This window comes from Streptomyces sp. NBC_01210, from assembly GCF_036010325.1.
Classification (GTDB): Bacteria; Actinomycetota; Actinomycetes; order Streptomycetales; family Streptomycetaceae; genus Streptomyces.
In genome coordinates this window covers 1,229,887-1,243,832 of sequence record NZ_CP108549.1, presented here as the reverse complement: position 1 = coordinate 1,243,832, position 13,946 = coordinate 1,229,887, and the positions used below count along the sequence as shown (strand labels likewise).

The following is a 13,946-nucleotide window of genomic DNA, read 5'->3' as shown; positions in this document are numbered from 1 at the left end:
CGCTCGGGCACAGCGCGGTGTCACGGACTGTAGGAACCCGCTGCGGGACGCGCAGCGGCGCACAGACGGCGCATTGGCGTGCCCGGCCGGCCACCCCTGGTTCCGGCTGGATTTTGGGCTGTCAGAGTGTGCGGGGACCAACCGTGCGGCCGCTGCCGCGTCGTACAGAGCGAGTTCCGTCGTCGGGTCGTGTGCCACGACGGATCCCACGCTGCCGCGCCAGTCGGTGGTGCAGTGACAAGCTCTACTACGGCGTCAACCTGTCATATGGCACCGCGTGGACCTTCGGGGGAGAATGTTGACTCAAGGGGCTACAGCAATGACATCGCCGGGGCTGCAGGTCTGTACGAAGGACTGGTCCTGAACCCGGGACGGCTGTCACAACTGGGCGGCACAGGGCTTCGGACGAATGTGCCGCGCCGATCGGGCGATGGACGTCCGCGCCGCGCACATCCGGCGTCCCAGCGCCGCGCACATCCGGCGTCCCATGGGGTGCATACCTGACCCCGTGGGGTGGAGACCGCCGAGACGAACGGGGGCGTGCTGTGGTGCGAGGAGAGAATCCAGGGTCCTTTCGGCGTCGCATTGTCGCCGGATGCTGCGCATTGATGCTCGGAGCCCTGGCTTCGGGCACGGCTGTCCAGGCGGCGTCGCCGCCCGACGACAGCGGTTCCGACCGGCTCGACCCGCGGATTACGGAGATCATGCGGAAGCCGGACTACCCCAACGCCCAGTGGGGCCTGCTCCAGCGCGACCCGGACAGCGGGCGCGTGGTCCACAGCCGGTTCGCCGAGCAGTTCTTCATACCCGGGTCGACGGCCAAGCTGTTCAGCGTGTCCGGGACATGGAAGACCCTCGGCGGCGACCACCGCTTCAGGACGCCGGTCTACGCGGTCGGCGAGCGGCGCGGGAGCACCCTGGAGGGCAATCTCGACCTGGTCGCCCAGGGCGACCTCACCATGGGTGGCAGAACCCGCCCCGACGGCACGGTCGCCTATACCGACCTCGACCACACGTACGCCAACAGCTTCCCCGGCGCCACGCTCACCCCGGAGAACCCACTTGCCGGGATCGACCTGATCGCGCAACAGGTACGGCGGTCCGGCATCACCCAGGTCGACGGGAATGTGATCGTCGACGACCGGCTCTTCCTGCCCGAGCCCGTCTTCGACCCCACCCCGACCCCGCTGATCATCAACGACAATCTCATCGACCTGCTCACCACACCCGGCGACCGCCCCGGCGCGCCCGCGCAGCTGGACTGGCGGCCGAAAGTCGCCCCGTACCGCGTCACGTCGACAGTGAAGACCGTCGCAGCGGGGCAGCCGACCGACATCGAGGTGACAACCTCCGCCAACGGCACCCGGATCCAGCTGTCCGGCACCGTCGCAGCCGACGCCGAGCCGGCGCTGAAGGTGTCCGACATCGCCGACCCGGCGGCCTTCGGACGCACCGCGCTGATCGAGGCGCTCGAACGAGCCGGGGTGGAGGTCACCGCCAACCCGACGGGCCCCAACCCGGCCGACCGGCTCCCCAGCTCATACGAGGGCCGGCCGCGCGTGGCCACGTACACATCCCCGTCCTACGCCGAGTACGCCAAGCTCATCTTCAAGGTCAGCCACAACCTTGGCGCCAACCTCGGCATGTGCCTGATGGCTGTCACGACAGGCAGCCAGGACTGCATGGACGGCTTCCCGGTCCTGGCCGGCTTCTTGGACCGCGCGGGCGTCGACCGCAAGCAGGTGCAGCTCGCGGACGGCCGGGGCGGCAATCCCGTCGACCGGGCCACGCCGAAGGCCCTGGTGCAGATGCTGACGTACTGGCTGCGCACCCCCGAGGCGGAGCGTTTCCGGAATTCGCTTCCCATCCTCGGGGTCGACGGCCTGCTGGCCGACAACTGCCGCGACTGCCCCGCGCGTGGAAAGGTGTTCGCCAAGACCGGCGCCGCCGTTGGGCTGGACGCGCTCAACAACCGTCTGGGCGTCGGCGCCATCACGCTCGCCGGCTACCTGGACAAGGGCAACGGCCGCTTCGACGTCTTCTACGCCGGCGTCAACGGCGCCTCCACCCCGACGACCGACGTCAACGGCGTACTGGACATTGCCAACGACCTCGCCATGATCTCCGCGTATCTGCAGGAGGCGGCGGCGCGACGGGAAGACTGAGGAGCACTGAAACGCGGCCGATCGAGGGCATCCGCACGCCGTGCGGCTGTCGGGGAAATAGCCAACGGCCTCTCGCCCTCCCGTCGTTGCAGTAGTTCCTGAGGAGCCACGATCGAGAGCGCTCCAGGCAGGCCGCGTACCGGCGGCCCCTGCGGTGACCGGCCCTCATGTCCTTCGGGTGCGCGAGACGGCCCGCGGCTGGGGGCGGGAGCCCGATCAGGCCTGCACCAGCAGGCGTGCAGCGGCCCACCGAGCTCAGAGCCCGGTGACTTTGGCGCTCGCCGACAGTTCGTAGACCAGGGTGACCGTGCGGCGGCTGCCGGGCGGGAGGGGGACGTCCCAGCGGGCGATGCCCTCGGCATCGACCACGTCGGGCGCCGGGGAGCATGAATCCTTGTGCAGGCGTATCTCCACCGCCGAGACCTCGGAGACCGGGATCCGCTCCCGAAGGACGACCACCCGCTCGCCGTGCTCCCCGGGGGCGGAGAACCGGGACAGGTGCAGCCGGACCGTGCGGGTGACCACGGTCCGCTGGGTGATTCCGGCCAAGTCGCGGGACTCCTCGGCATGCCGGACCACCCTGTAGTCGTCGCAGCTGCCGAAGGCGAGCTCGACGGGGGCGCCGGGGGCGGTGAAGTCCAGCGTGCCGCGGCCGCTGAATCCGCTGCCGCGGACCAGGTCCACGGGCCCGGCGAGCAGCGCGTGGCCGGACAGGTTGTCGAACCGCACCACCTGGGTGACCAGGGGGGACAACTCCGGTGAGCAGGCGTACTCACTGCCCGCGGCCGTGGTGAATGCGGAGAGCTGCACTCGGTGGGCGCGGCCGTCACCGGGCACCGAGACCGGCGAGGCGGATCTCAACACCCGCGCCTCGCCGCCGTCGTCCACACCCGGCAGGCCGAGCACCGGGGCCGGGCCGAGGGCCCCGATCTCCTCCTCGCGCAGTTCGACGTCGACCGTGCGGCGCTCCGCTGCGGAGCGGTCCTTGAGCGTCAGCCGGTCCTCGCCCAGCCGTGGCGGATCGGTGGCCAGCGCCGAGCGGGCCGTCGACAATGTCAGCCGTACGTCCGACCAGTCCTCACCGGTGCGCTGCCAGACCATCGCGTCGGTCTCCAGTGTCAGGGAGTCCCCGTCGAGCACGGCCCGGTAGGCGGGCCGCCACAGCGCACACGGGGTGAGGTGGCTCAGGCGCAGCCCGACCGGACCGGCGACCGCGGCCTCCACGGTCAACTCGATATGGCCGACCAGCTCGGCGGGCTCCTCCTCGGAGAGGTGTATGGCCCGCTGGGCTTCCCCGAGTTCGGCAGCGAGGGCGGCCAGCCGGGCCTCCACGGTGCGGAGTTGTTCGCCGTGCGCGTCGCGCTCGTCGTCCACCCGGTCCAGTTCGCGGGCCCAGCGGGGCCGTTCGGTCTCCCCGGAGCCGGCGCCTTCGCCGATCTCCCGCAGCAGATCGGCGGCGAGGCGGCCGAGCAGGTCAAGGCGGGCATGCAGCCGGTCGCGTCGCTGCCCCAGGGCAAGCCGCTCCTCTTCGAGGGCGTGTACGCGGTGGCGCAGGGCGGAGTCGTCGTCGGTGGACGGCAGCGGCCCGCGCGGCGTCCAGCTGCGGACGATCCGCACGTCGAGCACGGTCGCGGGGTGATCGGCGGTCAGCTCGGCATGGAGGGTCCGGTCGACGGCCAGCGCACTGACCGGCCCGAGACGCAGCCGCTGGACCCCGGCCTCCAGGTCGAGCACGACGGCGCGCTCGATGTGGGCGCGATCCTCAAGGCATGTGACGGCGGTGACGGGGAGGGCGATCGGCTTCGGGGCCGTGGACATGGCGTGTGTCAGCTCCTGCGGTTGCCGCCGACCAGGGCCTTGCCGGTCGGGATGCGGATCTCGTAGCCGCCGTCGAGGACGGCAGTGGCGCCTGCGGGCAGGTCCAGTCGCCAGACGCGGGTGCCCGGCGCGTGTCGATCGGGCCCCGTGCCTTCCTCGGGTGCCGTCCAGTCGGCCCGTTCCTCGATCCGGACGTCCGGTTCGGAGGTGACCGGCACTCGCTCGCGGACTTCGACAGTGACGGGTCTCGCGAGCCGGTTGGCCAGCTCCACGTGGACGCGGTGGTCGAGCACGGTGGTGTTGTTGCGCAGGCCCGAGGTCGACTCGTGCAGGTTCGTACGGCGGGTGACCCGGATGCCCTCGGCCGGCCCGAGCCCCACGCGGCGGACACCGCCGGGGGCGAGCGTGGGCAATGCGGCGGTCAGCAGGAAGTCGTCGTCGACGGTGACCTCCACCGGGCCGGCCAGTAGTGCCTGGTCGGTGGCGTTGGAGAGCACCAACGTCGCGTACACGGTCTGCTCCACGGAAGGCACGCAGAGGTACTCGGTACGCAGGCCGACCGGGATCTCGCCGACGGTGACGGAGTGCCAGGTGCCGTCCGACGGAATGTCGGCGCGGGCGGTGGCATCGAAGCGGTGGTCGAAGGAACCCGCCGACTCGCGAGGCCGCACGGCCTGTCCGGGCAACGGCAGCGCGGCCACCGCTTCGGCGCGGCGGCGATACTCGGCCGCCACCGGGTCGATGGGAGAGTCGGGAAACAGCCGGCCTCTGCGACCGCCCTGCTCGTCGGGGCCGCACAGGACAAGGGCGGCATAGTCGAGCTCGGCGCCGCTCGGCTGCGGCGGACCGGCTACCGGTGCCGGAGGGGGTGGCGGCGCAGCCCGGCCAGGAGCCGCGGGCGCCATGGCGGCGGGGGCACCCGCGAAGGACCTGCCGCCGGTACGCGGCCTGCGCGCAGCCGGTCGCGACCCGGCCGGCTGCGCGAGGGCGGGCATCGCGCCGCCGAAGACTTCCGGCGGAGCGCCGTAGCCCTGCGGTGCCGGCGCCGGCGCCGGTGCCGACGGCGGTGGCGGAACGGGACCGGACGCGGAGCCGCCCGCGGCACCCACGGGCGCGGAGCCGGCCCCGACAGCCGCGGGTGCGGCGGTCGTGGCTGGGCCAGGGCCTGCCGCGTCGTACCCGGAGAACAGGTCGACGAGCCCGGCCGGGGGCTCGCGCCAGCCAGAAGGCGCGGGGGCGGGCTGACTGCGTCCGATCCGGATCGAGCGGAGCCTCGGCAGGTCGGTGCGGCGCCGAAGATCGGCGGTGGCCAGGGCGATGCGCACGCCGGTCCAGTCCTCGCCGGTCCGCTGGGCGACCGAGGCGCGCAGCACCAGACGGCCGCTGCCGTCGCCCTGACGGTGAGTGAGACGGTAGGCCGGCACCCAGACGGCGCCCGGCACACCGTATTCCAGCTCCACCTCCACCTCCGCGTCACCGGTGCCGTCGAGGGTCAGGACCGCGCAGACCGTGGTCTCCACGTGCGCTGACGGCACGTCGGTGGAGGCGCGGGCGAGCCTGTCGGCGGCGACGGTGAGCTCGTGCTCGACGTTGCGCAGCGCCTCCTCCAGCTCGATGAGGCGGTTGTGCAGTCCCGTCAGCCGCTGGTCGACGAAGTCGGCGAGCTCCAGCAACGCCTCGACCGGGGTGCGACGGTGCGGGTCCTCGCGCCTGCGGGCAGGTGGGACCGGGTGGAGAGCCCTGACCTCCTCGATCAGGCTCAGCTGTCGGTCCCGGCGTCCCTGCGCCGCCGCGCACCCGTCGCTCAGCCGCTCGACCTCGCGCCGCAACTCGTCGGGCGTGCCCGTGCCGAGCGGCTCGGCCTCGACTTCCACCCGGGCCTCGGTGACGCGTACCCCGGGGGCGCCCAGGACACGGGCCCGCAGCGAGCCCGGGTCCAGCGAGCGGGGCAGTCCCGTCACCCGCACCCGGCCGTCCGGCGACACGCTGCCCCGGGCCAGGCGGCGGCAGACCGCGCCCTGCGCGTACACCACGACCGAATCGAGGGTCGACCTCCACCTCTGTGTTGACGTTGACTCAGCCGTCATGTGCTCCGCCCCCCGCCGCGTCCATGCTGAGCGAAGCCTACGCCCGGGCGGTCTGCGCGTCCGCGTCGCATCAGGAGGATGGCGTCCCTCTCGGGCCCGTGGTCGGAGCTGTTCGGTATGCCCGTGCCGGGGAGTAGGGCCGGGGTTGTCTTGGCGCAGGTTGGTGAACACCAACCGCGACAACCCGGACCGTCAGGTGCGGCCCGGTTTCCTCGGTAGCGCACCAGCGGGCCATGGACGAACCGCGGGAGCGGCCAAGGCCCTCTCCGAGGCCACGGCCGCCCGGTTCGAGCAGATCAAGCGCGATGCGGAGGGGGTGTGAAGGGCGGAGGTCAGCCGAGTTTGAGGAGGCCGGCTTCGACGACGGCGCGGCCGAAGGGGCTCGCGAGTTCGGCGAGACGTTCGCAGTCGGCGTCACCCAGGGCAGCGTAGGCGGGAAGGGCCAGGCGGTCGGTACGGTCCTCGATGTGCCGGCGCAGGCGTACGCCTTCCGGGCTCAGGGAGTCGCCGTCGAGGAGGCCTCGCGTGCGCAGGCGCTCCTCGGTGTCGGCCCACTCCTCCTCGGGCCACGCGCGGCTTCCCTTGAGGAAGTCGACGGGAACCTCACCGGTGGCAGCGTGCAGAACCAGGGCCTCCAAACCCCCCATGCCCTCGCTCAGCAAGCACGCGACATGGCCGTCTCCACGGAACTCCCGGAGCAGCGTCTGAGCGTGCCACAGCTGCAGTACCGGTTCCTGTGGCCAGGGCAGCGCAGCATGCGCGGCGAACAGCGGGCGGCCCTGCGGGTGTTCGCAGGCCGCGTCGGCGGCCCTGCGGGCCAGCGCCAGGACCTCGTCGAAAGCGGGGAGTTCGTGGACGCCGGCCCGTCGCAGGGCCTCGCTCGCGGCGGCGTGCCGCGCGTCCAGCACCTGCTGCGGCGTCACCGCGTCCCAGACCCCTCGACCGCTTTCCGTACGAGACCGGGGTTGAAGTTGTAGAAGGTCGAGATGACCAGCTCAGCGGATGCTCGGCCGAAGGCGGCGCTCCGGGAGGCGAAGTACCCGGCGCGTCCGCTCAGTCCGAGGTCCGCGTACCGTCGCCTTCCCTCGGGGGCGAAGTAGATCATGCCGTGTACGGGCTCGAGTCGGCGCCAGGCCGTTCGCGATGTCGTCATGGGGTCACCTCTTCTGAGAGTCGACAGAGGGGGGATTCGCTGTGGTTCCGGACTCGCCGTGCGCCCCCAGATGTTCGAGCAGCTGGCGGCTCAGCGTTTCGGGCGCCTCCTCGGGGACCCAGTGGCTGACGCCCTGAAGGGTCTCGAACCGGTACGGCCCGTTGACCCACTGCCCGGTCTCCCGCGCGGCCGCCGGGCCGAACGCGCTGTCCTGCGTGCTCCAGACGTACAGCGTGGGCACCTCGATGACGCCGATCGCGCCGTCGGGGCGGCCGGCCCGGTACCAGTTCAGCGCCGCGGTGAGAGCACCCGGCTGGGAGAGGTGACGCACGTAGGCCTCAGCACTGGCCTGCGGGACCTTTCCGGCGAAAGTGGCGCGAAGCGCCTCGGCATCGCCTGCCAGCATGCGCTCTTCGGTCGCGGGCGTTTCACGCCAGGCGATCATGTACTGCGATCGTTCGCGCTGGTCCTTGTCGGTACGCAGGGTGGTGGCCAGAGCGCCGGGGTGCGGGGTCGAGATCACCGTCAGGGTACGTACGCGGTCGGGGTGGGCATGGGCGGTCCACCACGCCACCGCGCCTCCCCAGTCATGGCCGACCAGGTCGAACGACCCCCAGCCCAATTCCTCCGTGATCGCGAGCACATCGTCGACCAGGACGTTCATGCGGTAGTCCGCGGGCCGCTCGGGGCGGGCCCCGGGGGAGTACCCACGCTGGTCGGGTGCCACCACCCGGTAGCCGTGCGCGGCCAACTCCGTGATCTGCCGTTGCCACACCAGCCGCGTCTGCGGGAAGCCGTGGAGCAGCAGCACCGGTCGGCCCTCGGGCGGACCCGCCACGGTCGCGTCGAACACGCCCGCAGCGGTGGAGATGCTCAGTTCGGTCACGATCCGCCCCTTCATACCGACTGGTCGGTCACCATAGGCGGTGGAAGGGGATTGTCAAGGTCGAGAACACGCGCAGTTCCTGCAACGGCAGCCGCGTGCAGCCCTCCCTCAGAGGTGTTGAACTTGACGTCGAATTCAACTATAACGGTCGCGAGGCCGGCTCCCGTCACCCTGCGGCCGCCCGGACGAACCGGACCGACAGGAAGCAGTGAGGCGACATGAGGGAAGCAGTCATCGTTTCGACGGCACGGACGCCGATCGGGAAGGCGTACCGCGGCGCGTTCAATGACACCCAGGCGCAGGAACTTGCCGCCCATGCCCTCTCGCACGCGGTGCAGCGCGCCGGGCTCGAGGGAGGCGAGGTCGAGGATGCGATCTTCGGCTGCGCCGTGCAGCAGGGGTCGTCCGGTGGCAACGTCGCCCGCCAGGCCGCTCTCCGTGCCGGACTTCCGGACTCCGTGTCGGGCATGACGATCGACCGGCAGTGCTCGTCGGGCCTGATGGCGATTGCGACGGCCGCCAAGCAGATCGTCGGCGACGGCATGCAGGTCGCTGTCGGCGGCGGTGTCGAGTCGATCTCCCTGGTGCAGAACGAGCACATGAACACCCACCGCATGACGGATCCCTGGCTGGTCGAGCACAAGCCGAGTGCCTACATGCCGATGTTGCAGACGGCGGAGATCGTCGCCGAACGCTACGGCGTGAGCCGGGAACAACAGGACGAGTTTGCGCTGGTGTCGCAGCAGCGCACTGCGGCGGCACAAGAGGCCGGGCGGTTCGACCAGGAGATCGTCGCGCTCGACAGCGTCAAGAAGGTCCTGGACAAGCAGTCCGGGGAGGTGCGGGACGAGGCCGTGACCCTGACCCGGGACGAGGGCAACCGCGCGTCGACCACACTCGAGGGCCTGGCCGGGTTGGCGCCCGTGCTGCCGGACGGTCGGGTGGCCGCGCATTCCAGCGTGACGGCGGGCAACTCCTCGCAATTGTCGGACGGGGCTTCGGCGTCGGTGTTGATGGAGTCGAAGGAAGCCGAGCGCCGCGGACTGGAGCCGCTGGGCGTATACCGGGGTATGACCGTTGCCGGTTGCGGGCCGGACGAGATGGGGATCGGTCCTGTGTTCGCCATTCCGAAACTGCTGAAGCAGCACGACCTCACCATCGACGACATCGGTCTGTGGGAACTCAACGAGGCGTTCGCTTCCCAAGCGCTGTACTGCCGTGACGAACTGAACATCGACCCGGAGCGGTTCAACGTCAATGGCGGCGGAATATCGGTCGGCCATCCGTACGGAATGACCGGTGCCCGCCTGGTGGGGCACGCCCTGATCGAGGGCAAGCGCCGTGGCGTCCGATATGTAGTGATCTCGATGTGTGTCGGCGGCGGAATGGGCGCAGCCGGGCTGTTCGAGGTCGCTTAGTTCTCATGAGAATCGGCGGACCGTGGCTGCCTCGCAACGGCCGGTGGGAAGCCGGTCGCGGTCGCATCGGCCGGTGGAAGCCGGCCGCGAGAGGGTGTGGATACTGTGTCGAGCGTGGTGGAAAAGGCCCGAACCGCCGTCCTCGTGGACTTCGGCGGGGTCATCACCTCCAGTGTGTTGCGGGCGTTCACCGACTTCGGCGCCTCACTCGGTGGCGACCCGCGCCTGCCGCTGGACCTCCTCAGCCGGGACCAGCCATCACGAGCCCTCCTGGCAGACCACGAGTGCGGCCGTATCGACGCCGAAGCCTTTGAGCGAGGATTCGCCGAACGTCTCCGTGCCCACGGCGCCGACGTGCCCGCCGAGGGGCTCACGGCCCGGATGCAAGCCGGAATGTCGATCGACCAGGACATGCTCGCCCTGCTCGGTGATCTTCGCGCCGCCGGGTATCCCGTTGCGCTGGTATCCAATTCTTTCGGGACCGGAACCTACGATGGCGTCGACCTCGCCGCTGTGGCCGACGCGGTCGTCATCTCCGCCGAGGTCGGGATCCGCAAGCCTTCCCGGCGGATTTACGCGATCGCATGTGAACGACTCGGCGTCTCCCCCGAGGAGGCAGTCATGATCGACGATCTGCGGCAGAACCTCGACGGAGCGGCGCGGATCGGAATCGGGGGTGTGCTTCACACCGGCGCCGCCGACACCCGCCGCCAACTCGCCGAACGCTTCAGGATCACCACCTGACCGATCGATCGAACTACGGGAGGTCGATCGACGGGGGACCGGTCGCGGGGGACCGGTCATACCCGGGATCGACACCGCCCGCGGGCCGAGCGGCGGTACTCGCGCCCGCCCAGTGCGGGGCTCATGGAGCGTCGCGCGTACCTGGCCAATTCATGACTCTGGCGTCGGATTCAAGTACCCTTTTGGCGATGGACACCACTGCGCCCGAGGAGAATTACAGCGAGAAGGCACCGCCGATGGCGCCCCTCTCGTCACTTCGCGAGCTGCCGACGACAAAGCGCGGAGCGCGGACACGCGCCGCTTTGGTGAAGGCCGCGCGGAAGGTGTTCGAGCGGGACGGCTACCTCGACACCCGCCTGGCCGACATCGCCAAAGAGGCCCAATGCGCGGCGGGATCCTTCTACACCTACTTCGCCAACAAGGAAGAGGTGCTTGCCGCCGTCCTGCTGGAGGCGCAGGAGGACATGATGCACCCCGGCATGGGCCGGGTGCAGGGTACCGACGATCCGTATGCGGTACTCGAGGCGAGCAATCGCGCGTATCTCGAGGCGTATAAACGGAACGCGAAGCTGATGGCGCTGCTTGAGCAGGTCGCACAAGTGGAGCCGGAGTTCCGTGAGTTCCGAAGCCGGCGCGCGGATGCGTTCATCCACCGCAACGCCCGTGGCATCGCCGACCTGCAGGCGCGGGGTGTCGCAGACCGTGAGGTCGATCCGATGATGGCCTCCCGTGCACTGTCGGGCATGGTCAGCGTCATGGCCTACAGCGCCTTCGTGCGCGGCGAAGGGCAAGAGGAAGGTACCCCGGCGGACTTCGAGGAGCTCGTCTCCACGGTCACCCGGCTCTGGGCGAACGCCCTGCGGTTCCCCGGCCACCGCTGATCCGGCAGTAGCGCCGGCCGGGGCGGAGCCCGCTGTCCACGACCGTTCGACGATCCTGGACTCCGGCGCCCGCAGCGGTGAGGGATCAGGTTGCGTGAGCGTCACGCTCAGGCCACCTCACTCACCACGCGGATGGGTAAGCCGACAGGTCAGGGGCGGGGAACGGCACCTGGCCGTAGCCGTCGTCGAGGCTGCGCAGCCGTCGAGCGTCAGCCGTTGCGACGGCACGGCCGCCGGGCCGGGCCGTGCTCGGTGAGCTGCTCGTACCCCTGGGACAGGCGAAAGGCAGCGATGCCTGCCTTGAATTCTTTGTCCGCAGTCCAGTGGGGCGGGGCGGCCTGCTCCGCGTGGTGATGCGCTCCCAATAGTTGAACTTGACGTCGGATTCAATTATGCAGAGGACGGAGACCACGGTCGCCTCATCTCGGGGGTCGTGGCCCGGCACCGCACGCCCCGCCATGGAGAGGTTCGCTGTGAACGTTGCACAAAGAGTTGCCATCGTCACCGGTGGCGGAGGCGGCATCGGCGGCGCTCTGGTCGCACGGCTCGCTCGCGAGGGTGCCCGGGTCGTCGCGCTGACCTTGACGCGGACACCGCGCGGGCGGTATCGGCGTCAGTCAACGCCGACCATCCGGGAAGCACCGTGAGCGTGGGCGCGGACGTGTCGGACACCCCCCAGATCGAGCAGTTGATCGCTCTGGCGGAAAGCGCGTTCGGTCCGGTCGACCTCTACTTCGCGAACGCGGGCATCGCCGGGGCACCCGGCCTGGATGCGAATGAGCAGGACTGGGACCTCTCGATCGACGTGAACCTGCGCGCCCACATCCGTGCGGCGACGCTGCTGGTGCCGCGGTGGCTCGAGCGCGGCGAGGGCTACTTCGTCAGCACCGCCTCGGCGGCCGGCTGCTCACCCAGATCGGCTCCGCCACGTACGCCGTCACCAAGCACGCGGCCGTCGGCTTCGCCGAATGGCTGAGTGTCACCTATGGCGATCGCGGGGTCCATGTCAGCTGTCTGTGCCCGATGGGGGTGAACACCAACATGCTGTCCCTCGGGAAGGACTCCGGGGACGCCCTGGGGAGAGCCGCCACGCAGGCCGTCACGTCCGCGGGTGACGTCCTCGAGCCGGCCGAGGTCGCCAACGCAGTCCTGGCCGCGATCGCGGACGAGCGCTTCCTGATCCTGCCGCACGAAGAGGTTCTGGACATGTACCGGCACAAGGGCTCGGACTACGACCGGTGGCTGCGCGGGATGCGCCGCTACCAGAACTCCTTGCTGGCGCAGTCATGACCGGCGCGCCCGACGAACTCGTCCTCGCCGAACACCGCGGGCCCGTGCTGGTGCTCACGAACCGGCACGCCAAGCTGAACGCCTGGACCGACGAGCTCGAAAACCGCTACTTCACACTGCTCGACGCCGCCGAGGACGACCCGGACGTACGCGCCGTCGAAGTCACCGGCACGGGACGCGGATTCTGCGCCGGCGCCGACCTCCAGCGGCTGCAGGCGGCCGACGAGCACAAGCGCTCACCGATATTTCCCTCCCTACCTGTCAGGAGTTCAGATGTCCCTGTTTGAGACGTCCGACCGCGCCAAGCAGTACCAAGCGGATCTGCTCGAGTTCATGGATTCGCACATCTACCCCGCTGAGGCGGTGTACCACGAGCAGATGCGCGCGTCGGGCGACCCGCACTTCCATCCGCCGATCATCGAGGAACTCAAGGCGGAGGCGCGGGGACGCGGACTGTGGAACCTCTTCCACCCGCACCCCGAGTGGGGCCCCGGGCTGACGAATCTCGAGTACGCGCCGCTGGCGGAGATCATGGGGCGCAGTCACATCGCCTCCGAGGCGTGCAACTGCAACGCTCCCGACACCGGCAACATGGAGGTACTCACGCTGTTCGGCAGCGACGAGCACAAGGAGAAGTATCTGGGGCCCCTGCTCGACGGGACGATGGCCTCGGCCTTCGCGATGACCGAGCCGCGTGTCGCCAGTTCGGACGCCACCAACATCGAGCTGCGGATGGAGCGCGACGGCGACGAGTACGTGCTCAACGGCCGTAAGTGGTTCGCGTCCAATGCCCTGCACCGCAACTGCAAGGTGCTCATCGTCATGGGGAAGACGGATCCCACCGCTGCCCCGCACCGGCAGCAGTCGATGATGGTCGTCCCGATCGACGCCCCCGGGATCACGGTGATGCGCGGGCTGCCGGTGTTCGGCTACCAGGACCGTGAGGGGCACGCCGAAATCGACTTCACCGACGTACGGGTGCCGGCCAAGGACGTACTCAAGGGCGAGGGTGAGGGTTTCGCGATCAGCCAGGCCCGGCTCGGGCCCGGTCGTATCCACCACTGCATGCGGGCGATCGGCGCGGCCGAGCGGGCGCTCGAGCTGATGTGCCGGCGCGCGCAGTCACGGGTGACATTCGGTAGTCCGGTTGCCGAACGGTCCAATGTCCAGGACTGGATAGCGGAAGCACGTATCGACATCGAGATGATTCGCCTCCTCACGCTCAAGGCCGCGTATCTGATGGACACGGTCGGGAACAAGGAAGCGCGCACCGAGATCGCGGCCATCAAGGTGGCCGCCCCGAACATCGCGTTGAAGATCGTCGACCGCGCGATCCAGGTGCACGGGGGAGCAGGAGTGACCGACGACTTCCCGTTGGCGATGATGTATGCGGGTCTGCGGACGTTGCGGCTGGCGGACGGTCCCGACGAGGTCCACAAGAGGGCCATCGCCAGACAGGAACTGCGGAAGTACCGCGACGCGGCCACGGCAGCGGTGAGCTGAG

10 protein-coding genes and 2 pseudogenes are annotated in these 13,946 nt (G+C 70.0%); 8 read left to right on the top strand and 4 right to left on the bottom strand.

Going from position 1 to position 13,946, the window contains the following annotated elements:
• Nucleotides 1-608 precede the first annotated feature (608 nt).
• Nucleotides 609-2,165: a D-alanyl-D-alanine carboxypeptidase/D-alanyl-D-alanine endopeptidase gene (dacB, locus tag OG735_RS05440; RefSeq protein ID WP_327321995.1), complete on the top strand. Its 1,557-nt coding sequence runs from the start codon at nt 609-611 to the stop codon at nt 2,163-2,165.
• Between the two features lie 255 nt (nt 2,166-2,420).
• Here the strand turns inward: dacB and OG735_RS05435 are convergent, their stop codons facing one another.
• A complete protein-coding gene (locus OG735_RS05435) occupies nt 2,421-3,983 on the bottom strand; it encodes a DUF4139 domain-containing protein (protein ID WP_327321994.1) in 1,563 nt (520 codons plus the stop codon).
• 8 nt (nt 3,984-3,991) lie between these two features.
• The gene (locus OG735_RS05430; RefSeq protein WP_327321993.1) at nt 3,992-6,070 is read right to left on the bottom strand and encodes a DUF4139 domain-containing protein; all 2,079 of its coding nucleotides are present in this window, start codon (nt 6,068-6,070) and stop codon (nt 3,992-3,994) included.
• Nucleotides 6,071-6,233: 163 nt separating this feature from the next.
• Here OG735_RS05430 and OG735_RS05425 point away from each other — a divergent pair, with 163 nt between their 5' ends.
• A complete protein-coding gene (locus OG735_RS05425; RefSeq protein WP_327321992.1) occupies nt 6,234-6,392 on the top strand; it encodes a hypothetical protein in 159 nt (52 codons plus the stop codon).
• A 10-nt stretch (nt 6,393-6,402) separates the two neighbouring features.
• On the opposite strand, the pseudogene OG735_RS05420 reads toward OG735_RS05425, so the two are convergent.
• A pseudogene (locus tag OG735_RS05420) lies at nt 6,403-7,175 on the bottom strand (SCO6745 family protein).
• A 52-nt stretch (nt 7,176-7,227) separates the two neighbouring features.
• Nucleotides 7,228-8,109: an alpha/beta fold hydrolase gene (locus tag OG735_RS05410; protein ID WP_327321989.1), complete on the bottom strand. Its 882-nt coding sequence runs from the start codon at nt 8,107-8,109 to the stop codon at nt 7,228-7,230.
• 218 nt (nt 8,110-8,327) lie between these two features.
• On the opposite strand from OG735_RS05410, the gene OG735_RS05405 reads away from it, so the two are divergent.
• From OG735_RS05405 to OG735_RS05380, 6 genes and pseudogenes are all read left to right on the top strand, one after another.
• On the top strand, nt 8,328-9,527 hold the full coding sequence (locus OG735_RS05405; RefSeq protein WP_327321988.1) for an acetyl-CoA C-acyltransferase: 1,200 nt from the start codon (nt 8,328-8,330) through the stop codon (nt 9,525-9,527).
• A 114-nt stretch (nt 9,528-9,641) separates the two neighbouring features.
• A complete protein-coding gene (locus tag OG735_RS05400) occupies nt 9,642-10,271 on the top strand; it encodes an HAD family hydrolase (protein ID WP_327321987.1) in 630 nt (209 codons plus the stop codon).
• A 188-nt stretch (nt 10,272-10,459) separates the two neighbouring features.
• On the top strand, nt 10,460-11,152 hold the full coding sequence (locus OG735_RS05395; protein WP_327321986.1) for a TetR/AcrR family transcriptional regulator: 693 nt from the start codon (nt 10,460-10,462) through the stop codon (nt 11,150-11,152).
• A 392-nt stretch (nt 11,153-11,544) separates the two neighbouring features.
• Nucleotides 11,545-12,442 (top strand): annotated as a pseudogene (locus tag OG735_RS05390) (SDR family oxidoreductase).
• On the top strand, nt 12,439-12,729 hold the full coding sequence (locus OG735_RS05385; protein WP_327321985.1) for an enoyl-CoA hydratase/isomerase family protein: 291 nt from the start codon (nt 12,439-12,441) through the stop codon (nt 12,727-12,729). Before OG735_RS05390 ends, OG735_RS05385 begins: the two are co-directional and overlap by 4 nt.
• The gene (locus tag OG735_RS05380) at nt 12,716-13,945 is read left to right on the top strand and encodes an acyl-CoA dehydrogenase family protein (RefSeq protein WP_327321984.1); all 1,230 of its coding nucleotides are present in this window, start codon (nt 12,716-12,718) and stop codon (nt 13,943-13,945) included. The genes OG735_RS05385 and OG735_RS05380 overlap by 14 nt, the downstream gene beginning before the upstream one ends.
• Nucleotide 13,946: the final 1 nt, after the last annotated feature.

Excerpts from the sequence above, each read along its gene's own strand:
- dacB (WP_327321995.1), top strand. The coding sequence starts at position 609 with ATGCTCGGAGCCCTGGCTTCGGGCACGGCTGTCCAGGCGGCGTCGCCG.
- OG735_RS05435 (WP_327321994.1), bottom strand. The coding sequence starts at position 3,983 with ATGTCCACGGCCCCGAAGCCGATCGCCCTCCCCGTCACCGCCGTCACA.
- OG735_RS05430 (WP_327321993.1), bottom strand. The coding sequence starts at position 6,070 with ATGACGGCTGAGTCAACGTCAACACAGAGGTGGAGGTCGACCCTCGAT.
- OG735_RS05405 (WP_327321988.1), top strand. The coding sequence starts at position 8,328 with ATGAGGGAAGCAGTCATCGTTTCGACGGCACGGACGCCGATCGGGAAG.
- OG735_RS05395 (WP_327321986.1), top strand. The coding sequence starts at position 10,460 with ATGGACACCACTGCGCCCGAGGAGAATTACAGCGAGAAGGCACCGCCG.
- OG735_RS05385 (WP_327321985.1), top strand. The coding sequence starts at position 12,439 with ATGACCGGCGCGCCCGACGAACTCGTCCTCGCCGAACACCGCGGGCCC.
- OG735_RS05380 (WP_327321984.1), top strand. The coding sequence starts at position 12,716 with ATGTCCCTGTTTGAGACGTCCGACCGCGCCAAGCAGTACCAAGCGGAT.